Source organism: Thioclava arctica (genome assembly GCF_040892615.1).
GTDB classification, from domain to species: domain Bacteria; phylum Pseudomonadota; class Alphaproteobacteria; order Rhodobacterales; family Rhodobacteraceae; genus Thioclava; species Thioclava arctica.
On sequence record NZ_JBFRYC010000004.1, the window covers coordinates 246,010 to 268,120 of the forward strand.

Annotated in this window: 14 protein-coding genes and 3 pseudogenes; 12 read left to right on the forward strand and 5 right to left on the reverse strand. The window is 58.7% G+C overall.

All coding sequences use genetic code 11. The features are described from left to right. The first annotated feature begins 15 nt into the window (after nucleotides 1–15). Together AB4874_RS09490 and AB4874_RS09495 are read left to right on the forward strand one after the other, a co-directional pair. Nucleotides 16–693 carry a glutathione S-transferase family protein gene (locus AB4874_RS09490; protein ID WP_368391801.1) on the forward strand — a complete coding sequence of 226 codons (678 nt, stop codon included), beginning with the start codon at nucleotides 16–18 and terminating at the stop codon, nucleotides 691–693. 179 nt (nucleotides 694–872) lie between these two features. Continuing rightward, a pseudogene (locus tag AB4874_RS09495) lies at nucleotides 873–2,020 on the forward strand (IS3 family transposase). 179 nt (nucleotides 2,021–2,199) lie between these two features. On the opposite strand, the gene AB4874_RS09500 reads toward AB4874_RS09495, so the two are convergent. Then, entirely contained in the window at nucleotides 2,200–4,203 is a 2,004-nt protein-coding gene (locus AB4874_RS09500; protein WP_368391802.1) for a methyl-accepting chemotaxis protein, read from the reverse strand. A gap of 471 nt (nucleotides 4,204–4,674) precedes the next feature. Between AB4874_RS09500 and acsA the strand changes: the two genes are divergently transcribed. The 8 genes and pseudogenes from acsA to AB4874_RS09540 all read left to right on the forward strand — a co-directional run bounded on the left by acsA (nucleotide 4,675) and on the right by AB4874_RS09540 (nucleotide 14,860). Continuing rightward, nucleotides 4,675–6,417 (forward strand): acetate--CoA ligase, encoded by a 1,743-nt coding sequence (gene acsA, locus AB4874_RS09505; protein ID WP_368391803.1) that lies wholly within the window; start codon nucleotides 4,675–4,677, stop codon nucleotides 6,415–6,417. A 2-nt stretch (nucleotides 6,418–6,419) separates the two neighbouring features. Next, nucleotides 6,420–8,408 carry a pyruvate dehydrogenase (acetyl-transferring) E1 component subunit alpha gene (gene pdhA, locus AB4874_RS09510; protein WP_368391804.1) on the forward strand — a complete coding sequence of 663 codons (1,989 nt, stop codon included), beginning with the start codon at nucleotides 6,420–6,422 and terminating at the stop codon, nucleotides 8,406–8,408. A 1-nt stretch (nucleotide 8,409) separates the two neighbouring features. Further along, nucleotides 8,410–9,582 carry a dihydrolipoamide acetyltransferase family protein gene (locus tag AB4874_RS09515; protein WP_368391805.1) on the forward strand — a complete coding sequence of 391 codons (1,173 nt, stop codon included), beginning with the start codon at nucleotides 8,410–8,412 and terminating at the stop codon, nucleotides 9,580–9,582. Continuing rightward, nucleotides 9,579–9,824 carry an acyl carrier protein gene (locus AB4874_RS09520; RefSeq protein ID WP_368391806.1) on the forward strand — a complete coding sequence of 82 codons (246 nt, stop codon included), beginning with the start codon at nucleotides 9,579–9,581 and terminating at the stop codon, nucleotides 9,822–9,824. The genes AB4874_RS09515 and AB4874_RS09520 overlap by 4 nt, the downstream gene beginning before the upstream one ends. A gap of 305 nt (nucleotides 9,825–10,129) precedes the next feature. Further along, nucleotides 10,130–10,304: pseudogene (locus AB4874_RS09525) on the forward strand (IS5/IS1182 family transposase); the annotation flags it as partial. Nucleotides 10,305–10,555: 251 nt separating this feature from the next. Next, entirely contained in the window at nucleotides 10,556–11,263 is a 708-nt protein-coding gene (locus tag AB4874_RS09530) for an ABC transporter ATP-binding protein (RefSeq protein WP_368391807.1), read from the forward strand. Continuing rightward, nucleotides 11,260–13,623 (forward strand): ABC transporter permease, encoded by a 2,364-nt coding sequence (locus tag AB4874_RS09535; protein ID WP_368391808.1) that lies wholly within the window; start codon nucleotides 11,260–11,262, stop codon nucleotides 13,621–13,623. Before AB4874_RS09530 ends, AB4874_RS09535 begins: the two co-directional genes overlap by 4 nt. A 112-nt stretch (nucleotides 13,624–13,735) precedes the next feature. After that, the gene (locus AB4874_RS09540; RefSeq protein ID WP_368391809.1) at nucleotides 13,736–14,860 is read left to right on the forward strand and encodes an efflux RND transporter periplasmic adaptor subunit; all 1,125 of its coding nucleotides are present in this window, start codon (nucleotides 13,736–13,738) and stop codon (nucleotides 14,858–14,860) included. Nucleotides 14,861–15,014: 154 nt separating this feature from the next. On the opposite strand, the pseudogene AB4874_RS09545 reads toward AB4874_RS09540, so the two are convergent. Next, a pseudogene (locus tag AB4874_RS09545) lies at nucleotides 15,015–15,516 on the reverse strand (transposase); the annotation flags it as partial. Between the two features lie 121 nt (nucleotides 15,517–15,637). Between AB4874_RS09545 and AB4874_RS09550 the strand changes: the two are divergent. Beyond that, complete coding sequence (locus AB4874_RS09550) at nucleotides 15,638–16,102, forward strand: outer membrane lipoprotein (RefSeq protein ID WP_368391810.1); 465 nt, start codon at nucleotides 15,638–15,640, stop codon at nucleotides 16,100–16,102. A gap of 198 nt (nucleotides 16,103–16,300) precedes the next feature. Here the strand turns inward: AB4874_RS09550 and AB4874_RS09555 are convergent, their stop codons facing one another. Further along, nucleotides 16,301–16,657, reverse strand: a complete 357-nt coding sequence (locus tag AB4874_RS09555; RefSeq protein WP_368391811.1) for a YigZ family protein — start codon at nucleotides 16,655–16,657, stop codon at nucleotides 16,301–16,303. Nucleotides 16,658–17,064: 407 nt separating this feature from the next. On the opposite strand from AB4874_RS09555, the gene AB4874_RS09560 reads away from it, so the two are divergent. Further along, nucleotides 17,065–19,137, forward strand: coding sequence for a [FeFe] hydrogenase, group A (locus AB4874_RS09560; protein WP_368391812.1), 2,073 nt, complete (start codon nucleotides 17,065–17,067; stop codon nucleotides 19,135–19,137). Nucleotides 19,138–19,293: 156 nt separating this feature from the next. Here the strand turns inward: AB4874_RS09560 and AB4874_RS09565 are convergent, their stop codons facing one another. Both AB4874_RS09565 and AB4874_RS09570 read right to left on the reverse strand, forming a co-directional pair. Then, nucleotides 19,294–20,268 carry a quinone oxidoreductase family protein gene (locus AB4874_RS09565; protein WP_295536758.1) on the reverse strand — a complete coding sequence of 325 codons (975 nt, stop codon included), beginning with the start codon at nucleotides 20,266–20,268 and terminating at the stop codon, nucleotides 19,294–19,296. 126 nt (nucleotides 20,269–20,394) lie between these two features. Then, nucleotides 20,395–22,110, reverse strand: a complete 1,716-nt coding sequence (locus AB4874_RS09570; protein WP_368391813.1) for a thiamine pyrophosphate-dependent enzyme — start codon at nucleotides 22,108–22,110, stop codon at nucleotides 20,395–20,397. Between the last annotated feature and the right edge of the window lies 1 nt (nucleotide 22,111).

The following is a 22,111-nucleotide window of genomic DNA, read 5'->3' on the forward strand; positions in this document are numbered from 1 at the left end:
CCCACAGGAAAAGATATGTTGAAATTTTACTATCATCCGACGCCGAACCCGCTGAAAATCGCCTTGTTCTTGGCCGAGACCGATCTGCCTTGCGAATTGGTGCCCGTCGACACCGCGCAGGGTCAGCAACACACGCCGGAATTCCGCGCCATCAACCCCAATGGCAAGGTGCCCGCAATTGATGACAATGGCACTGTCGTGTTCGACAGTACGGCGATCCTGCTCTATCTCGCGGACAAGACGGGCAAGCTGGGAGGCGCGCCCGAAGATCGCGGAGCGTTGCTGTCTTGGCTGCTGTTCATTGCCTCGGGTCTGGGGCCGTTTTCGGGCCAAAGCGTTCACTTCCACCACAGTGCGCCCGAAGACCTTCCCTATGCCAAGAACCGCTACATGCACGAAGCCGAGCGTCACTATCAGGTGCTCAATGACCATCTGAAGGGCCGCGCGTTCATCGTGGGTGACAGCTATTCCATTGCCGACATTTCTGCATGGGGCTGGGCCATCCGCGGCGAGCGTGTGCTGGGCGGCGACGGTCTGGAGCGGTTTCCCGAAGTCGCGCGCTGGTTCAAGGCAATCAACGCACGCCCCGCCGTTGAAAAAGCGCAGCAGATTGGCAAGGGCGAGACCTTCAAAACGCCCGGTGATGAAGCCTCGCTTCGCGCCCTGTTCCCCAGCAACTACGTGAACGCGTGACATTCGCCCGACCCAAGCCGACACTCTTGGGGCGGGGCTTCGAACGCGGTGATCAGTGAATTCAGCCAGCTTTGGATGACGTTGCTGAAGCGCGGCACTGCTCTGCCCCCTGAAAACTGGACCGTTTGGAACTGGAGTTTTTGGCTAAGCTTTCCTGGCTTGGAGAGGAGTTGAGAACGATGAAGGCATCGAAGTTCACGGAGGCGCAGAAGGCGTTCATCTTGAAGCAGGGCGAGGAAGGCACGCCGGTCGCAGAGATCTGCCGCAAGGCCGGGATCAGTCAGGCGACCTACTTCAACTGGAGGGGGGAGGGGCTGCAAACAGTCCGGGGGATTGTTTGCCCGCCAAACGCGATATGGCGGCTTGCTGCCGGACGAGATGCGGCGGCTGAAGCCGCTTGAGGACGAGAATGCCCGGCTGAAGAAGATCGTGGCCGACCTGACGCTCGACCGCGAGATGTTGTGAGGCATGTCATCCGCCGAAAGCTCTGAGGCCTGTCAGGAAGCGACAGCTGGTTGACGGGATGCTGGTGGACTGGGGCGTATCGATCCGGCGGGCATGTGATGCCCTGCGGTTCTATGCCTCGACTTACCACTACAAGTCCCGCCGCCCCGGGCAGGCCGCGCTGGAATGAAGGATCAAGGAGATCTGCGAGACCCGCATACGCTATGGCTATCGAAGGGTGCATGTGCTGCTGCGCCGGAAGGGTTGGCAGGTGAGAATCAAGAAGACCCGCAGGATTTACAATGAGTTCGGGCTTCAACTCCGCAACAAGCATCCCAAGCGACGGGTTAAGGCGAAGCTTCGCGAAGACCCCCAGGAAGCCGTCGGCCCGAACGATATCTGGGCGATGGATTTCGTTCACGACCAACTTTCCACCGGGCGGAAACTGCGGTTTTTGACCATCGTCGATACGCACTCCCGCTTCTGTCCTGCGAAGGACCCGCGGTTCACGTATCGGGGCGAAGACGTTGTCCATTCCCTGGAGCGGATCTGTAAATCGGGCAGCTACCCCAAGACAATAAGGGTCGACAACGGGAGCGAATTTATCTCGCGGGACCTCGATCTTTGAGCCTATGCAAACAACGTCACCTTGGATTTCTCGCGTCCGGGCAAGCCCACTGACAACGGGTTCATAGAAGCGTTCAACAGCAAGTTCCGCGCAGAGTGCCTGAACGCCCACTGGTTCCTAACGCTTGCAGATTCGCGGAAAAAGCTGGAGGATTGGCGTAGGCACTACAACGAGGACCGACCCCAGAGCGCGATCGGATACAACGCCCCGATTGCCATGCATTATCCTGATGGCGTCACCAGCCCGTCATCGTGAAGAAGCTGGAAAAATCTAGCTTCCGGCGGCCCAAGCTTGGGGAGCGGAGCATAACCCCAAGGACTCCGCGCAAAGCTGCAACGTCTTGATGCGGTGTCTCGGCCGTTGTCTGACCAAAGACGGAAAACTCAAGAAACCGGCGGTCCGCGCTGATGGAAGACGGTTGGCCCTCTCGCTTTTCAGGCGACGTCACGGTCGAAGTCATCAAAGTCGTCCTCCATAGCATGATCGTCTTGCAGCGCGTCCAGCTTGAACGCCGCGACGGCATCAGCGAGCGCCGTAGCTTCGGACTGAAGCGTCCGCGAAGCTGCGTTCGTCTCTTCGAACATTGCGGCGTTTTGTTGTGTCGTGCTGTCGAGCTGGCTCGTGGCGCGGGAGATTTCCTCGACTCCGGTACCTGTTTCTTCCATTGCGGAGGCAATCGTGCGAATGGTCTCAGCTACTTTCTGCACGCTGCCAACGATCGTGTTGAGAGCCTCGCCGCTGTCGTTCACAAGCGCGACGCCCGATGCGACATTCCGGCCCGCCGTCTCGATCAATAGCGCAATCTCGCGCGCGGCCTCAGAGGAGCGCTGCGCCAGAGCGCGCACTTCGGAGGCGACGACCGCGAAGCCTCGGCCAGCTTCGCCGGCACGCGCGGCCTCGACACCGGCATTGAGCGCGAGCAAATTGGTTTGAAACGCTATTTCGTCGATGACCTGCAGGATCTTACCGATTGCATCCGACGAGGACTGGATTTCATCCATCGCGCTCATGGTACGTTCGACCACATCGCGGCTTTGCTGTGCCTTGGCCGAGATGTCGTCGACGGCAGTGCGCGCGGTCTTTGCTGAAGTTACCGCCGATTTGAGAGAATTCGACATTTCGACAACGGAGGATGCCGTCTGCTCCAATGTGGCCGCGTTCGTTTCGGAGCGCTTCGCGAGATCGTCCATGGCACCCGCGATTTCGCGCGACGAGGAATCGACGGTATCCGCCGAGGTAGAGATCACCCCGAGCGTGTCACGCAGACTTTGCGCCGTGCTGTTGACTGCGAACGCGATTTCGCCGAAGACGCCGTTGAAATCATTCGGCATCCTGACGCCGAGTTCCCTCTTCGCTAGATGGTCAAGGGCGGCACGCACCGCACCCAATCCGTTATTCGCCACGTCGCCGATCTGGTTCATCCCCCGACACAGTTCCGCCAGAACGCCGTCCTTGTCGGTGGTGTCGATGCGCCGGATGAAATCGCCCGCTGCGCAAGCGGCGACAACATCGGAAATTTCCTTGATCGTCTGCGCTTCGCGGGCACGCAGGACAGCTTGCTCGGCCTCGCGCTCAGCGATTTCCTTGGCCTCTTGCTGTGCCTTGGCGTTCTGCGCGCGCTCGTTTTCAATGGACATTTCCATTTCCTTGGCCATCGCATCGCGCAGCTGTGCCTCTTTTCGGCGCCCCTCAGCCAGACTTTCGCGGAACGCGATCAATGCGGAGGCAATCGGCGCGAATTCATCCTTGCGCTCCGGATTCAGGCGAAGGTCAATGGAGTCGTCCTCGGACATGACGGCCTGAACATCGCTGTCGAGATCCCCGAAACTGCGCGCAAGACTGCGAAACAGCAATGCGATCGCAACACCGGTAACGAGCGATACGGCTCCTAGAAAGAACAGAACTCGGCGTACAAGGTTTTGATTTCCGGTCGACAGGTTCCCGCCAAGCGCGGACAGTTCCGTCAAGGCTTGATGGCTTTCAGACTCGACCAATGCGACAAGATGATCAGTCGTCTGGCCCATGACTTCCGCGACGGAGTCGAATTCTTCCATCTGGGTGTTTCCACCCTCCGGGCCGAATTCGATATAGGCTTTCGCCATCTTTTTTCCGCCCGCGTAGAATGGTGGAAAAGCGGTCTGCAGTTCGTCAAGAGCCTTCAGAACTCCCGTTTTTCTGATCTGTTCAGCAGCAATTCGTGCGGTTTCCACGTCTTGTGCGAACTTATTTGCGTATCGTTCAGCTTCGGTGAAACCGTCATCAAAGCCTGCGGTCGCACGTGTCGCCGAGATATCCGTCAGCCATTGCTGGACCTGAATCACGTCGGTCTTGATTTCCTTGATCGCGACCAGAAGCGGAATGTAACTTTCGGTGATCGCGTCGGTGCGCGTGGCGCCATCATTCAGTTTTCGGTTTTGGTCCAGCAAGCTGAAAACCATAGCGGCGATCGCCCCCCAAACCAGAATCAGCGAAACTGACACCACAAGGAAGATCTTTAACTTTACTTTCATAGCGCGTGCTCTCGCGGTTCGTTGATACTAATTCCGCTGAAGGTTCGCACGATGTCCTTTCAATAACCTTTAGGACTAAAATTTTTTACATATTATCGGTTGTGCCGCTGCCGCATGATGAACTGGTCCGGCTATGACGCAGCCATGCGCAAGAGCGGCTTGCTGCTGCTCCCTTGCCCGGAAACGCAGGCTTGCAACGGCCCAAGCTGCGCCATCTGATCTTCGCGCATCCAAAAAAGAGTCCTCATGCCCCCGGTGGTCGGACGTTCGACACTCTTAGACCCGACTACCTCAAGCAGATGAACGGGCCCTGAGCCCAAGTGACGACTTTTTGCGAAAATTGATCTCGCTCATATCGTGTCCTGTTGGTTCCTTCATAGTCACTGCGGAGGATATGAAATGGCACAACGTCGAAACCCGAAGATTTCGGGCCGGGATAACTCACAGCGGATAGATGTCACTGTGAAATCGGGCGCTGGCAAATCGCCTTTCGATGCGGATGCTTTTGCCAATGAACGCGATGGCTCAGTCAATATCGCGAACGTGGCAGTTGATCGCCATGTTGTGGACGGTCACGCCGATCAGGTGGCGCTGATTTGGTTGGGCAAGGATGGTGACCGGCGGGAACTCACATTTGGCGATCTGAAAGACCTGTCTTGCCGGTTTGCCTCTGTCTTGCGCGATCATGGGCTTGCGAAGGGAGATAGTGTTTTCGTCCTGATGGGGCGCGTTCCCGAGCTTTACGCCTGCGCCTTGGGGACACTGCGGGCGGGCATGGTCTTTACGCCGCTTTTCTCGGCCTTTGGTCCGGAGCCGATCCGCACGCGCATGGAGATCGGCGGCGCGAAGGTACTGGTCACCACCGCCGCGATCTACAAACGCAAGATAGCCGAATGGCGCGATCAGATAACCTCGCTGAAGCTTGTGCTCATCGTTGGCGACGACGCGCCGGAGGGCTGTGTCGCGCTTGGTCCTGAACTCGCGGCGGCCTCGCCGGATTTTGCCCCGGTACATACCGCACCAGAGGATCCTGCCTTGATCCACTTCACCTCGGGGACGACCGGCAAGCCCAAGGGGGCGTTGCATGTCCATAATGCTGTGGCTTATCACGCGTTTTCCGGGCGGCATGCGCTGGATTTGCAGCCCGGGACGATCTTTTGGTGTACTGCGGATCCCGGTTGGGTGACGGGCACATCTTATGGAATTATAGCGCCGCTGGTGAACCGCGTGACGATGATCGTGGACGAGGCCGAGTTTGATCTCGACCGGTGGTACGCAACTGTCCAGAATGAAAAGGTGGAGGTCTGGTACACCGCCCCGACCGCCATTCGCATGATGATGCGGGCAGGCGCAGAGGCTGCTGCCGCTTACGACCTTTCTTCGCTGAGATTTCTGGCAAGTGTCGGCGAACCGCTGAATCCCGAGGCCGTGATCTGGTCCGAGGGGGTTTTTGGCCAACCATTCCATGACAACTGGTGGCAGACCGAGACGGGCGGGATCATGATTGCCAACCAACCCGGAATGACGGTGAAACCGGGGTCGATGGGCAAGCCGATGCCGGGCATCGTGGCCGGGATCGTGGCGCGTGAGAACGCAACACTGCGGGAGCTGCCGGACAAGGAGATAGGAGAGCTGGCCCTGCGCCCCGGCTGGCCGTCCATGATGCGCACCTATTTGCATGAAGAGGCTCGCTATCAGAAATGCTTTGTGGATGGCTGGTATCTGACGGGGGACCTCGCGATGCGAGACGCGGACGGGTATTTCTGGTTCATTGGCCGCGCCGATGACCTGATCAAGACCTCGGGCCATCTGATTGGACCGTTCGAGGTTGAAAGCGCGCTGATCGAGCATGAGGCGATCGCAGAGGCCGGTGTGATCGGCATTCCTGATGAGACCGCGGGCGAGATCGTCAAGGCTTATGTCACGCTGAACCCCGGTTTTGAGCCCTCGGAGGCGCTGGAGCGCGAGGTGCGCGGCCATGCGCGAAAAAGGTTGGGGGCAGCCGTGGCCCCGCGTGCGATCCTGTTTCGCAAGTCGCTGCCAAAGACGCGGTCGGGCAAGATCATGCGCAGGCTTCTCAAGGCGCGCGAACTGGGCCTTCCTGAAGGTGACATCTCGACATTGGAAACGGATGAGACATGAGCATGACCGACAAACCCCGCCTTGACCGGGCGCACGTTCTGAGCCTTCTGCACGACATGATCCGGGTGCGGATGTTCGAGGAGAAATGTGCCGAGCTTTATACCGAGGAAAAGATCCGCGGCTTCCTTCATCTCTATGACGGCGAAGAAGCGATCGCTGCCGGAGTGATCCCCGTGCTGGGGCCGAAGGATCGTATCGTTGCAACCTATCGAGAGCACGGCCATGCGCTTGTGCGCGGGGTTGCGATGACGAGGATCATGGCCGAGATGTTTGGCAAGGCCGATGGGTGCTCGGCGGGTCGAGGCGGGTCGATGCATCTGTTCGATGCGGCCACCAATTTCTATGGTGGTAACGCGATTGTCGGTGGCGGCTTGCCGTTGGCCGCAGGGCTTGCCTTGGCCGATCGTTTCCAGGGCGAGGCCAACGTGACCGCCTGCTTTTTCGGCGAAGGCGCAGTGGCCGAAGGCGAGTTCCACGAAACCATGAACCTTGCTGAACTCTGGGATCTCCCTGTGCTGTTCATATGCGAGAATAACGGCTACGCGATGGGGTCTGCCTTGGCACGAACCGAGGCGCAAACCGACATCCACCAAAAGGCCGAAAGCTATGGCATCGAGGCGCATGTAGTTGATGGCATGGATGTGGTCGCTGTTGAAGCGGCAGCGCGTAAAGCCATCGCGCGAATCCGCGAGACGAGGCGCCCGGTATTCCTAGAGTGCCGCACCTATCGGTTCCGCGCGCACTCCATGTTTGATGCTCAACTCTATCGCGAAAAGGCCGAGGTTGAGGAATGGCGCAAGAAGGGGCCGATCGTCCGTTTCCAGGGATGGTTGGTGGAAAACGGACTGATCCACGAAAGCGATGTCTCCGAGATCGAAAAGGCCGTTCAGGCCGAGATTGCCGAGGCGGTTGCCTTCGCCGAAGCCGGAACCTGGGAACCTCTCGAGGCTCTGACGGATCACGTTCTTGGCCCGCAACCTGACCCGCCAGCCCCGCCGCAGCCATCGGGAAAGATGGTCGAAATGACCTATCGCGAGGCTGTGAAACAGGCGATCCGCGACGCGATGATCCGGGATGACCGGGTGTTCCTGATGGGGGAGGATGTAGGCGCCTATGGTGGCTGTTACGCCGTCTCGAAGGGCCTGATGGATGAATTCGGCGAAGATCGCATCCGCGACACGCCCCTGTCGGAAAGCGGCTTTACCGGGGCCGGGATCGGGGCTGCCGCTGCCGGTATGCGTCCGATTGTTGAACTGATGACAGTCAACTTCTCGTTGCTCGCGCTTGACCAGATCATGAACACCGCTGCTACGATCCGGCATATGTCGGGCGGGCAGTTCGGTGTCCCGCTGGTCATCCGGATGGCAACCGGCGCGGGCAAACAGCTGGCGGCCCAGCATTCCCATAGTCTGGAAGGCTGGTATGCACATATACCCGGGCTGAAAGTGCTGGCGCCCGCGACGTTGGAGGACGCCCGTGGGATGCTGTGGACGGCATTGCAGGACCCCGATCCGGTGCTGATTTTCGAGAACGTCATGTTGTATAACCGAACCGATCAGATCGACATGGAAGCGGGGCCGGTCGAGATATCAAAAGCGGCGATCAGGCGTGAGGGAACTGACATCAGCCTGATCACCTATGGCGGGTCGCTCTACAAGGTTCTTGCGGCGGCCGAAGAGCTGACAGATGCGGGGATCAATGCCGAGGTCATCGACCTTCGAAGCTTGCGGCCGCTGGATGACGCGACACTCATGGCGTCGGTGAGCAAGACCCGCCGCGCGCTGATCATCGACGAAGGCTGGCGGTCGGGGTCGATCTCGGCCGAAATATCGGCGCGCATCATGGAGCAGGCGTTCTGGTCGCTCGACGCGCCGGTTGGACGGGTCTGCGCGCAGGAGGTGCCGATCCCTTATCCGAAACATCTGGAGGATGCCTCGGTTCCACAAACGCCCGGCGTTGTTGCTGCGGTCAAAACGATGATGGGCCGCTGACATGGGGGTGTTCAAGATGCCCTCGCTCGGTGCCGACATGGAGGCCGGAACGCTGGTCGAGTGGCTGGTCAAGCCGGGTGATACGGTCACCAGAGGCGACGTGATTGCCGTGGTCGAGACCCAGAAGGGCGCGATCGAGATCGAAGTGTTCGAGGATGGCACGGTGCATGAATTAACCGCAGCGCCCGGTGCAAGTGTGCCGGTCGGCATGCCGCTTGCGGTCATTCTGGCAGAGGGCGAAAAGCCACCCGCCCCGACGCCAGCTGCGGTCGCCGCCCAGCCTGTTGAAACGGCACCACCAGAGCGAAAAGCCGCGCCCGCCTTACCCGTTGCGCCAGCAGGACCTGCGGGCCACCATAGGGCGTCACCAGCGGCCCGGGTCCGCGCGCAGGAACTGGGCGTTGACTTGGCTGTGCTTCAGGGCAGCGGGCCGGGCGGGGTGATCATTCTGGCCGATGTCGATGGCGCGCCAATTGGGGGTGAACGACAGCCATCCGAACCACGATCGCCTGTAGAGGAGATGCGCAGGGCTATCGCTGCGACGATGACCCGCGCAAAGCAGACCATTCCTCATTTCTATCTTTCGCAAACGATTGATGTTCAGCCTGCAATCGATTTTCTAGCCCGGCGCAACGCCGACAGACCGCCCGGTGAACGGGTCCTGTTGGGCGCGCTTTTCGTGCGGGCCGTGTCGCTGGCCGCCAGCAAGATCAAGATCGTAAACGGTCATTTCGTCGAGGGTGCTTTCAAGCCTGCCAATGTCGTGAACCCCGGGGTCGCCGTCGCACTTCGGGGCGGTGGGTTGGTGGCGCCGGCGCTGATGGACGCCGCGGCGATGGATCTCGATCAGACAATGGCGGCGATGCGCGACCTTGTCTCACGTGCCCGCACCGGGCGGCTCAAGGGGTCGGAAATGACCGAGGGGACGATCACGATTACCAGTCTGGGTGAAACGGGGGCCGAAGCTATGGCGGGCATCATATTCCCACCGCAGGTCGCAATTGTGGGCATCGGAGCCCCGCAAACCAGGCCGTGGGTGATAGAGGGGCAGGTCGTGCCACGCAGTGTCGTGACCCTGACCTTGTCCGCAGATCACCGCGTCAGCGACGGTCGGCAGGCTGCCCGCTTTGTCAGCGAATTCGAAACCCTCATTCAAGAACCGGAAGACCTATGAACAAAGCCGAAATCCGTGCCATCTATTTGCAAGAGCTCTCTCGTATCGCCCCCGATATCGATCCCGAAACGGTCGGTGATAACGACCATATTCAAGAGGATCTCGAGCTCGACTCGATGGATGTTCTCAACCTTGTGACGGCATTGCACGAACGTACCGGTGTGGATATTCCCGAAACGGACTATCCCCGCATTGCGACTGTCGCTTTGGCGGTTGAGTATCTGAAGGGCGCGATGCAGTAGGCCGAGCGAAGGCTGCGACCGCCCCGGAGACGGCTTGCGACCGATTTTTCGCCGCCGCACCGCAGCGCTACGCACCTATCGGATGTTCGATCCAGGCCGTATTCGACCGCCGCCAAACCAGAGATTTTCCTGTCCCTGATGCAGGGTCGCTGAATAGCCCCCAGTTGCCTAGACGGCTTGCTGCTTCAGTTTCTGCCGCTGATCGAAGGCGATCGGTGACAGCCTTGTGTTCCCAAAGTGTTTGCGCTGTGGGGTGTAGAAGAACTTGATGTAGTCCGCTGCCCGGCAGCGTATGCGAGCGGACCGATCGCGATGAGCATGTCGTCATCCCGCCCCGCAAGAGCGCCAAGCCGTGGATGGCTGTGACCGCCGACGCAGGCGCAAGAAACGAGGCGCTAAGGAGCATCCAAATACCTCGGTCGTGAGTTCTGGCGACGATGGGGCGGATCCCACCACCGAAGCGGCGTCGAAACGAAACTGACATAGATATTGCCACAGACTTGATCTTTGCGTTGTCGAATGGCCACAAATTCATCGCCCCAATGGCAGAGCAAACTGCTGAGACAGGCAGGCTGGAACCTACAACAGCTACTATGAACGACCGCATGGCATTCGAAAGCGTGCAAATTGATAGACTGCTGAATCTTACACTCACATAGAATAAATTTGTCCAGTCCAATGTAATACCGTGCCATGTTGTGCGCGTAGACGCAGAGCCGAGGCCCGCAATCATGAAGACTTTAGCTTTTTCCACCAAGGGTCTGACCAAAGTCTACGGTGAGGGGCGTTCGGCGGTTCATGCGCTACGCGGCGTTGAGCTGGATATTCCGCAAGGCGAGATCGTCGTGCTGCTCGGACCGTCGGGCAGTGGGAAATCCACGCTTTTGAACATTATCGGCGGTCTTGACCGCGCCACTGCAGGCGATGCCTTTTTTCAAGATCAGAACCTGTCTGAAATGACCGACAAGCAACTGACGCTTTATCGGCGCAATTATGTGGGCTTTGTTTTTCAATTTTACAATCTGATGCCCAGCCTGACCGCCCGCGAGAATGTGGAATTGGTGACAGAGATTGCCCGTGATCCGATGGACCCGGACGAGGCCCTTGCGATGGTTGGCCTGAGCGAACGGGTTGACCATTTTCCGGCGCAATTGTCAGGGGGCGAACAGCAGCGGGTCGCCATTGCCCGCGCCGTCGCCAAGAACCCCACGGTTCTGTTTTGCGATGAACCCACAGGCGCGCTCGACAGCACAACCGGACGCGCGGTGTTGAATGTTCTCAAGGACGTAAACGAGAAATTGGGGGCGACCGTTTTGATCGTTACCCATGCGGCCAGTCAGGCCGCGATGGCGGACCGCGTGATCCATTTCGCTGACGGTGCGATCCGCGAGGTCGTGGTGAACAAAACCAAACTCACCCCTGAGGAGATTGATTGGTGAGCCCGCTTGACCACAAACTCTTGCGCGATCTGTGGCGTATGAAGGGACAGGCATTCGCTATCGGCATGGTGATCGCGGTCGGTGTGGGTATGCTGGTGATGATGACGGGGCTGGTCACCTCGTTGAAAGAAACCCGCGCCGCTTATTATGAACGCTATCGCCTCGCCGATGTGTTCGCACCTGTCACGCGCGCGCCGGACCGTATGGCAGGTCGGCTTGCGGCCATCGAAGGGGTGAGCGCAGTCGAACCGCGCGTTGTCGGCGCTGCGCTCATTGATCTTATCGATACTGATTTGCCCGTGCAGGCACAGGCCGTGTCTCTGCCCGATTTTCACAGCCCCCGCCTGAACGATGTTTTTCTGACCGATGGGCGGATGATCGATAGTAGCCACACCGACGAGATCCTGTTGCTTCAGTCTTTCGCGAACGTGCACGGGCTCCGTCCCGGCGACCATATCCAAGCGACAATGAACGGTGCGCGGCGCAGCTTTCGTATTGTTGGCCTCGCTCAAAGCCCCGAGTTTCTTTACACGACCGCTCCTGGCGAATTGATCCCTGACGATGCCCGCTTTGGTGTCATCTGGATGAGCCGTTCCGCTCTCGCTGCCGCCTATGACATGCAGGGCGCATTCAACGAAGCGCTGTTGTCGCTGTCGCGCGGAGCCAGTGAAGCCGCCGTGCTTGATGCTGTTGACCGACTTCTTGGTTCATACGGCGGAACCGGGGCCTATCCATTGAAAGATCAGATGTCCAATCTGTTTGTGAGCCAAGAAATCGGGGAACTTGAGACGTCAAGCAAAGTCGTACCGCCCATTTTTCTCGCGGTCGCCGCCTTCCTGTTATACATCGTAATCAACCGGATGGTGCAATCCGAGCGCGAAGAGATCGGCCTGATGAAGGCCTTCGGCTACACCAATATCGAAGTTGTTGCGCATTACTTCAAACTGGTTATGGCAATTGCGATCGGCGGAGCCTTGGCGGGGTGTCTGATGGGCATTGCAAGCGGGCGGGCACTGATCCAGGTTTATGTTGCCTACTTCAAATTCCCATTTCTGGTATTCGACCTTGATCCGGCATCCTTTGTCATCGGAGTCAGCGTCAGCATTTTGTCGGCATCGGTTGGCGGGCTCTTGGTGTTGCGCAGGGTTTTTGGGCTCACACCCGCGTCAGCCATGCGTGCGCCAGCCCCTGCTGACTATAGCCGAACAGGAACCATTGGGCACGCGCTGAACCGTTTTCTTGACCAGACATCGCGCATGGTATTGCGCCGGATCACACGGCAACCGGCGCGGATGGCGGGTGCCGTGATTGGCATCGCTTGTGGCATGGCGCTCAGCGTATCCATAATCACGATCTACGCAGGATTTGACCGCATCATTGATCTGACATTCAACGTTATGGACCGCAGCGATGTGACCGTCAGCTTCACTCACGCGGCGTCGGACACCACGATTTTCGAGTTGCGCCGGATGCAAGGTGTGACGCTGGTCGAACCCGTGCGTTATGTTCCGGTGGTGCTTCGCCATGGGTTGATCTCGCGTCGCAGCGTCATAACCGGACTTAGCTCAGATGCACGGCTTGTCCGTGCGCTCGACGCTGATCTGGCCAAAATTCCCTTGCAAAACGGCGGGATTGTCCTTGCGAGCGCGCTGGCCGACATCCTGCACATCCGGCCCGGCGACATGATGACAGTCGAGGTTCGTGAAGGCCGCCAGCCCGCGCTGCAAATTCCAGTGACGGCAGTCGCCGAAAGTCTTCTTGGATCGCCCGCCTATATGGACTTGAACGCGCTGAACCGCGTCTTGCGCGAACCAAACCGCGTCTCGGGAGCTTATCTGACCATTGACAAAGCGCGCGCAAGCAAAATTTACACTGCGCTTCAGGACATGCCGACAGTCGCTGGCGTTAGCCTCAAATCTGATGCAGAGATCGCGTTTAAGGTCTTACTGGATACAGGCGCAGGGGCCATTCGTTATGTCATGGGGGCCATCGCGTTTATTATCACTTTTGGCATTGTCTATAACGCTGCTCGCATCGCCTATGCCGAACGATCTCGCGATCTCGCCAGTTTGCGCGTTATCGGCTTTACCAAAGGCGAAGCCGCTTTTGTCTTGCTGGGCGAATTGGCTATCGTGACGTTGATCGCACTGCCGCTGGGCGCGCTAATGGGCTATTACTTGTCCTTCGGCATCGCTGCGGGATTTTCGAGCGAGATCTACCAAATCCCCGTGGTCTTTGACTCGGCAAGCTATGGCTTCGCCGCGATTGTGGTCATTGGGGCAGCTGTCGCTTCGGGCTGGCTGGTGAAACGCGATATCGACCGGGCTGAACTGGTCTCGGCACTGAAAACTAGGGAATAGCTTCATGGCAAAAGCAAAGAAACGATCACGGCTAATCCTGACAACTGCCACGACGCTTTTGGTCGTAGGGGCGCTGGCCGCCGCCTTCTGGCCCAAACCCACGATGGTTGATATGGGCGAGGTGATGCGCGGCGCCATGCGGCTAACGATTGATGATGAAGGCCGCACTCGGGTCCAAGATACCTATATCGTCTCGACGCCTGTCGCCGGACAGTTGCAACGTGTCAGCGTGCAACCTGGCGATCCGGTTGTGCGCGGCGAAACGATTGTGGCCCTTATGCGCCCGAGCAACCCCGCAGCGCTTGACGTGCGTACCCGAGAGCAAGCACTGGCGGCGGTTGCCGCCGCCGAGGCCGCACTGCGTGTCGCGCGTGCTGATCTGAATGCCAGCATAGCGAACCGCGACTATGCCCAAACCGAGCTTGCACGGGCCGAAAAGCTGTTCGAACGTGGGGTTTACAGTGATGCTACCCTTGACCTTGCTCGCCAGAATGCGCGCGTGATGCAGGCGAATGTAGATACAGCAGAGGCCGCGATTTCCATGCGCGAGGCCGGAGTTGTAAATGCGCAGGCACAATTAATTGGCTTTGAAGATCGCGGACTTGGCGCCTTCATAGGCAACGGCTCTGATGACATTCCGCTTTATGCACCAGCCGACGGGCGCATTTTGCGGGTCATTCAGAAAAGTGAAACATCCCTGCCTGCAGGCACGCCGATCATGGAGATCGGCAACATTGCCAGCAATCTGGAAGTGGTGGTCAAACTGCTGTCGACCGATGCTGTTCAGGTTGCGGTGGGTGATCCGGTGATCATAACGGATTGGGGTGGCTCTAAGGATTTGACAGGCGAAGTCATGCGGGTCGAGCCATTTGGTCTTACCCAATATTCTGCTCTTGGCGTAGAAGAGCAGCGTGTGGATGTCGTCATCGCCCTTGCCAGCCCACCCGAGGATTACAAGGGGCTTGGCCATGGCTTTCGGGTCGAGACCAAGATCATCGTATGGGAGTCTAAGGACACGCTAATTGTCCCGGCAAGCGCGCTGTTTCGAAGTCACAACAGCTGGGCAGTCTTTGCCGTCAGTGCTGGCACCGCGCAACTGCGTGAAATTGAGATCGGTAAGAATAATGGCATCCAGGCACAAGTGGTGAGCGGACTGTCTGAGGGCGAGCGTGTGATCCTCTATCCGTCTTCGGGCTTGTCAGACGGCATGAGGGTCGTGGAGCGGACGATAGAGTAAGAGGGCGTTGATGATGTAATCGCCCCCTGACGGCATCGGCGTGCCAAAGTGGGTCTGCAATGATCCACAAAAGAGAGCGGTCATGTCGGGGCGTATCACGGACGGGCCGAACTGGCGCCCAGCAATTGCATAGGCAATTTATTTGGCTCAGGTCTCATAACCAGAACATGACGGTAGCAGCGAGAGCGATGGCGCAGAGGAATACCTTCGGGCATCTGTTGGAGCGGGTCGCACCCCTTCGCCAGTCCTTCAGTCGTGCGACCATGATCTTGATGCGGTTGCGTCGCTATTCGTATTTTACGACGGTGCTTGCGCAGCTTGCGGCCCGAAATACATGCTCTGATCCCCTTTCGCCGCAGGGATTTTCGCGAAACCAGCCGGCAACATAGCTGCGCTCGGTGAGCCTTCAAAGAGGTTGCGTTCATCATGATCGTCGTCTTGTCAGTCGCTTGCGCCGCCAGCCCCTCGTAGATCCTCGCGAATACGTCTATCTCGCTCCAGTGCTGCCAGCGATTGCTGAGTGCTTTGGGTGGCCCGTATTCTTTGGGAGCATGATGCCAACGCAAACCATTGCGATTGATGAAAATCACGCCACCCAATACGCGCCAATCATCGACCCTCGGCTTGCCGTGGCTCTTCGGAAAATACGGCCGAAGCGGCGCCCTCCGATGCGCGGGCTTGTCCTATATCAAAGCGAGACTTCTCGATTTGTCGCAAATTAACTTTCACGTCCGGATGCATAAAGCATACGGCGCAATCGTTTTTTGGAGGTCTGCAATGCGTTTCCTTCTTTTTCTGCCACCACTGTTGGCCGTAGCCGCCTGTAACCCGACACCGGGTCCGTATTCGGGTAGTCCCGGGCCGCGTCCGGCTCCTTACGCATCCTATCAAGCCGAGACCATTGAATATGGTCGCATCGTTTCGGTGCAACCGGTAACGATGCGGCGGTCAAGCGACGGGGATCGGGTCGTCGGTACGGTCGCTGGCGGGCTGGTCGGCGCCGTGATCGGGCATCAGTTCGGGTCCGGCACTGGCAAGGACCTGATGACAGGGGCTGGCGCGATCACGGGTGCTATCGTAGGCGGCAATATTGCCAGCCAAGGGGGCACATACACGTCTTCGGCTTGGACGGTGAGGCTCAGAAACGGTGGTACGATCACCGTCATTCAGGCGTCAAACACATTCAGGGTCGGTGACAGAGTGAGCGTTGTGCGAAACGGCGATCAAGTCTACCTGAGATAGCCCTGAAGTCGGTGGTCCGAGGCTTGATATACCGGGATCACCGACGCGGACCGTTCGGATTCGATGCGGTTTTGCGCGGGTTTGAAGTGACGCGTCCTCGCACTGAGGAAGCGATAGCAATGTCCGCTGTGGCTGCGAACGTCTACTGTTCGCCCACAGCAGCCCTTCGTTCGCGGGGACGCATTGGCGCACCGCACGTCAGGCCGCGCGAAGTTCGTCGAGATAGATGCGCACCGCCTCCTGCACATGGCGAAAGCGGTCGCCACCCAAATGCTTGCCGCCAAACCAGCGTGTGACCACGATGATATGGTCACGCAGCCTCTCTCTCTCCAGCATGCGCAGGATGACCATGCCGGCACCTGCCTCGCCATCATCGTTCTTTACCGGGGTGTCGGCGCAAAGAACGGCCCATGTGTTATGTGTTGCCTTGGCAAATTTCTTCTTTCGACACAATGCTTTGATAAAGGCTTTGGCCTCTTCTTCGGAGGTGCATGGCCCGCCCGATACCGCATATTTCGATCCGCGGTCGCTGATGATGTTGTCGAGAATGAGCATGGCGCAAGTTTAGAGACGCCCGGTGCCAGCGGCAAGGTGCAGACGGCGCATCAGACGCAACCTTCGCATCTGACGTTGAGGCGACCGGCGGTTACGAACAGGCTGATCGGGTGTCCCAGGCTATTGCAGAGCGCGCGCCGCTTGCTCTCGCTCGGGCCATCGCTTTGCGATGCCCTGCCGGGCAGTGGTTCATGCCGCCTTTGATGCGAGCGATCTGGCGCCGACCCATCTGCGCATCGCCCGGAAAAGGTCAGACATGTCACCGCTCTGTTTTCCAGTGGTGAAACGCGACTCGCAGCTGAAATCAATGGGTCCTGAGCCCAATCGACGGTGGAGAATATATCCCATGGCAGGTCACCATCGCTAAGGGCATCTGCTATGCTAGAGTGACAGGGAGGTGTCACAACATGATCATGCTTTCGGTTAATGGACGGCAAGTCGAAGTCGATCATGGCACCAGCTTGCTTGATGCGGCGAAGGCGGCAGGCGTCCATATCCCTACACTTTGCTATTATCCCGGCCTGCCAGCCCATGCGGTATGCCGCATGTGCCTCGTGGAGGTTGAGGGCACCCAAAACCCCCAGCCAGCTTGTCACGTTTTGGCGAAGGATGGCGATGTCGTGGAAACGGATACCCAAGCCTTGCAGTCATTCCGACAAGCCAATGCTGAATGGCTGCTCGCGCGCCATCCAAATGACTGTATGCGCTGTGAGGTGAACGGGGCCTGCCAGCTGCAGCGTCTCGTCAGCGAAAACCAGTGGGAAGAACGTTGGCCCAAGGTTCCCGCTGGTTCAACAGACGCTTCAGAATGTCTCTCGACCGACCATACATCGCCCAGTATCTGGCGGGATCTCTCGAAATGCATTGAGTGTGGCCTGTGTGCGGATGTCTGCGGAGAGGCCGTGCAACAACAACATATTATCGGTTTTGCCAACCGGGGATTCGACCGTCGGCCCGTCACTGTCTTTGACCAGCCCTTGGGGGACACGAATTGCATTTCCTGCGGCCAATGCACGCTTGTCTGTCCGGTCGGAGCTTTGATCGAAGCCCCGCATTGGCATGACGTGCTTCACGCGCTGGATTCAGGGCGGCGCGTTTCCGTCGTTCAGGTCGCTCCCGCAACCCGCATCGCCATCAGCGAAGAGTTCGGCCTGAAACCCGGCACCGTGAGCACGGGCCGATTGATTAATGCGCTGCGGCAGCTTGGTTTCGACTATGTCTTCGACACCAATTTCGCCGCCGATCTCACGATTATGGAGGAAGGCTCGGAACTTCTGGCGCGTATCGAGGCCGGGACACGGCTCCCTTTGTTTACATCCTGCTGTCCGGGTTGGGTGAATTGGGTCGAGCTCAATCGCCCCGATCTTCTACCGTATCTGAGCACGACAAAATCACCCCAGCAAATGCACGGTGCAATTGCCAAGCGGAGCGGCTTCGCGCGGTCTCTGGGGCCAGACTTTGCCAATGGCAAAACCGAGCCATACGTTGTCAGCGTCATGCCCTGCACGGCCAAGAAGGATGAGGCCGCGCGGCCTGGCATGTCCGGCGACGTGGACCGTGTACTCACGACACGCGAACTGGCCAGAATGATCCGATCCCGAGGGATCGCATTTGGCGCACTCGCCGAAGATGGACAGTTCGACAGCCCACTCGGAGAGAGCACGGGCGCTGCCCAAATCTTCGGTGCATCCGGCGGTGTCATGGAAGCTATGGTCCGCACGGTCTCGCATCTCAAAGGGGCGGACGACGCCCTTTCTCTGGAGTGGGAGTCGCTGCGCGGCGTTCGCGATGGCGTAAAGTCTGCGACCATTCCCGGCGTTGGCACCGTGGCCGTGTGCAACGGCATCGCCGCGGCTCAGCGCATGCTGGAAAAGGAGGATTGGCGCAATGAATTCATCGCCATAGAAGTCATGGCATGCGTTGGCGGCTGCCTTGGTGGAGGCGGCGAACCGAAATCCATGGATCCGGATATTTTGCAAAAACGCGCCAAGGCGATCTACGGTGTCGACGCGAAAGCGCCTCGCCGAAGCTCTTACGAGAATGCGGATGTTCAGGCTTTATATGCTTCTGAACTTGGCAAGCCGAACTCCCCCGCGGCCCTTGAATTGCTGCACACACATTACGCCGCCAGACACTCTCAGAGATCACTTCTGATGCGCTTTCTTGACTGCGTGGACAGACGGGATGGTGCTGCAGCCGCGAGCCTGTTTCATCCGGACGGCATTTGGTCGACAGCCTCTGCGTTCGGGGTAATCAAAGGTGCTGAAGAAATTGAGGCATTCATAGACTCCATATTGCCGCCGAGAATGCACGGTGTGAAATATGCTCGCCACCAGATGGAGTCCGCGTCGAATACCGACGACCTCACGGTCCTGGCACCCGACGGGAGCCGCAGCAGCTTTCACATGACCGTAAGCACTTTGAGTGGCGAAGGGCAGTCAAGGATGGCAATCAAAAATCTCACACGCAGCGTCCTTTGAAGTCTGTATGCACCGCTGCGAAGGGACCTTGTGCTCGACACGCTTTTTAGGCGCAGGGCCCGTCTTGCGCATTGTGGCCAACACCGGGCGCCATGGTTTTGCGCCCGGTGTTGGTCATTGGATCGCGCGCAAACCGCACTGGTTCAAAATGCGCCTCTAGACTTCCAGGATGGTGCAGCCGGTGGTCTTGCGCGCTTCCAGCGCGATATGGGCTTTGGCGACATCGCGCAGGGAGAACCGCTGGCCGATGTTGATTTTCACATCTCCTGACAGCACTTTTTGCGCGAGATGTGCTGCCATGGCCTGACAGGTAGCGTGATCCCCAATATGGGTGAACAGGGTAGGGCGCGTAAGTTTGAGCGAGCCCTTCTTGCCTAGAATACCAATGTCGAACGGGGGCACTGGCCCCGACGCGTTTCCGAACGATATCATCATGCCCAATGGTTTGAGCGAATTCAGCGAGCCCTCAAAAGTATCTTTGCCCACAGCGTCCATCACCACGTCGACACCTGTGCCACCCGTCAGCTCGCGCACCTGTTTGGCCCAGTCTTGCGTGCGGTAATTCAGGCAGTGGGTCGCGCCGTGATCAAGCGCTAGCTGGCATTTCTCGTCCGTTCCAGCCGTTGCGATCAACGTGATCCCCTCCGAACGCGCCCATTGGCACGCCAACAGGCCGACGCCCCCGGCGGCTGCGTGAAACAACACCGTATCGCCCGATTTCAGGGGCGTGGTGCGATGGAAAAGATATTCCACCGTCATCCCCTTGAGCATCATCGCTGCCCCTTCCTCAAACGAGATGCCATCGGGCAGCGGGCAGACTTGGGCGGCAGGCATGACACGCGCCTCGGCATAAGCGCCCGGCGGATTGGAGGCATAAGCCGCACGATCCCCGACTTTGAGATGGGTCACTCCTTCGCCGACAGCCTCGATCACGCCTGCGGCTTCCATGCCCATCGCATGGGGTAATTGCATCGGGTACAGCCCGCTGCGCTGATAGACGTCGATGAAATTCAGACCGATCGCTTTATGGGCAATGCGAACCTCGCCTTTTGCGGGGGCACCGACATCACGATCCACCAATTTGAACTGCTCGGGGCCGCCATGCGCTTCGATAATTGCTGTCAGTGCCATTTTCGATCCTTTCGATTTTCCATACCATGTGGACGCGTTTGACAGGATGTCCAATGTTTCCTTTAGGGGGTATCTTTTTAGGGGGCGAAAAGTCGAATGCTGGCCGATCCCCGGGCCAAGACCGTCTCAGCGCAGGAAATTGTTGCGCACAAGTTGCACCACCTCATTCATGCGCCCGTTCAACACCGCTTTCACCCCAAACAGCGCGGTCGAGGTGACTTGTGACATCTCGATCTTGGGGGGCATCACCAGCTCCATCCGGTTGACCTTGACATCCAGCAGCGCAGGGCCCGGCTCGGCCAGCCAAGCGATCATTGCACTTTCCAGATCATCCATCGACTCCACCGTCGCCCCCGCCATGCCAATCGCGCGCGCCATCACTCCGAAATCGGGGTTTTGCAGCGTGGTAAAGGCATCCAGCATCCCTTCGACCCGTTGCTCCATCTCGACAAAACCCAGAGAGCCGTTGTTGAAGACCAGCAGTTTGACGGGGATATTCTCTTGCACCAGCGTCAGCAGATCACCCATCAACATGCTTATGCCGCCATCGCCACACAGCGCGATCACCTGACGCTCGGGATAGGCCAGCTGAATGCCCATCGCTTGCGGATAGGCGTTGGCCATCGTGCCATGTAGCAGGCTGGTGAGGAAGCGTCGCTGACCATTGGCACTGAGGTGGCGCAGCAGCCAAACCATGGGCGAGCCGCCATCGGCGGTAAACACCGCATCCTTGGCCGCCAGCCGATCCAGCATTTCGCTGAGCGCTTGGGGGTGGATCAGGCTGGGGTCAGGTTCGTTCGCACTGTCGAGATAGCCCTGAAGGTCTTGGGCGTATTGCTTGAGCGCGCGGGTCAGATGCTTGCCCGGTTCGCGCCGCTCAAGCTGTGGGATCAAAGCCTTGATCGTGTCGCCCACATCGCCCACTAGCCCCAGATCAATCGGCGCACGCCGCCCCAGATGGGTGGCATCGCTATCCACTTGCACGATCTTGGCTTTGTCCGGATAGAACTGAGTATAGGCGAAATCGCTGCCCAGACAAAGCAGCAGATCGCAATCCCCCATCGCCTCCATCCCTGCGCGATTGCCCAAGATCCCGGTCATGCCGACATTATTGGGCTGGTCGGGTTCGATGAATTCCTTAGAGCGCGTGGTGTGCACGACAGGCGCGCCCAGATGCTCGGCCAGCGCACGGATCTGATCTTGCGAGCCGCGCGCGCCGATCCCGGCATAGATCGTCACGCGTTTGGCCTGCGCAATCATCGCGGCCAAGCTGTCCAGCTCACCATCGGATGGGCGCAAAACCGGTTGCGGGCGATGCACCGACCAATGCAGCGCATCATCGGTCTTTTCGTGGAACATATCGCCATTGACGACCACCACGGCCACGCCGCGCTTGGCCAAGGCGGCTTGTGCCGCTTGCGCCACGATGCGGCGCGCCTGATCGGGATGATGAATGCGTTCGCAAAAGACCGAAGCCTGTTCGTATATCTTCTTTTGATCGACCTCTTGGGGAAAACCCAGACCCTCTTCTGCACGATCAATATTCGACGCGATCAGGACGACAGGCGCCCCGTTGCGGTGGCTCTCGAAAATGCCGTTCACAAAATGCAGACTTCCGGGACCAGAGGTGCCCGCGCAGACCGTCAATTCGCCCGTCATGTAGCTTTCGCCACCCGCGGCCAGCGCCCCGACCTCTTCATGGCGCACATGCACCCAAGTCAGCGTGCTTTTGCGCACGGCATCAGTGAAATGATTGATCGTGTCGCCCACGATCCCATAAACGCGTAGCGCGCCCGCCTGAAGCAATGTATCGGCGACGACCTCGGAAACAGTTTTGCTCATA

Excerpts from the sequence above, each read along its gene's own strand:
- AB4874_RS09490 (WP_368391801.1), top strand. The coding sequence starts at position 16 with ATGTTGAAATTTTACTATCATCCGACGCCGAACCCGCTGAAAATCGCC.
- AB4874_RS09515 (WP_368391805.1), top strand. The coding sequence starts at position 8,410 with ATGGGGGTGTTCAAGATGCCCTCGCTCGGTGCCGACATGGAGGCCGGA.
- AB4874_RS09555 (WP_368391811.1), bottom strand. The coding sequence starts at position 16,657 with ATGCTCATTCTCGACAACATCATCAGCGACCGCGGATCGAAATATGCG.
- acsA (WP_368391803.1), top strand. The coding sequence starts at position 4,675 with ATGGCACAACGTCGAAACCCGAAGATTTCGGGCCGGGATAACTCACAG.
- AB4874_RS09565 (WP_295536758.1), bottom strand. The coding sequence starts at position 20,268 with ATGGCACTGACAGCAATTATCGAAGCGCATGGCGGCCCCGAGCAGTTC.
- AB4874_RS09570 (WP_368391813.1), bottom strand. The coding sequence starts at position 22,110 with ATGAGCAAAACTGTTTCCGAGGTCGTCGCCGATACATTGCTTCAGGCG.
- pdhA (WP_368391804.1), top strand. The coding sequence starts at position 6,420 with ATGACCGACAAACCCCGCCTTGACCGGGCGCACGTTCTGAGCCTTCTG.
- AB4874_RS09530 (WP_368391807.1), top strand. The coding sequence starts at position 10,556 with ATGAAGACTTTAGCTTTTTCCACCAAGGGTCTGACCAAAGTCTACGGT.
- AB4874_RS09560 (WP_368391812.1), top strand. The coding sequence starts at position 17,065 with ATGATCATGCTTTCGGTTAATGGACGGCAAGTCGAAGTCGATCATGGC.
- AB4874_RS09500 (WP_368391802.1), bottom strand. The coding sequence starts at position 4,203 with ATGGTTTTCAGCTTGCTGGACCAAAACCGAAAACTGAATGATGGCGCC.
- AB4874_RS09520 (WP_368391806.1), top strand. The coding sequence starts at position 9,579 with ATGAACAAAGCCGAAATCCGTGCCATCTATTTGCAAGAGCTCTCTCGT.
- AB4874_RS09540 (WP_368391809.1), top strand. The coding sequence starts at position 13,736 with ATGGGCGAGGTGATGCGCGGCGCCATGCGGCTAACGATTGATGATGAA.
- AB4874_RS09550 (WP_368391810.1), top strand. The coding sequence starts at position 15,638 with ATGCGTTTCCTTCTTTTTCTGCCACCACTGTTGGCCGTAGCCGCCTGT.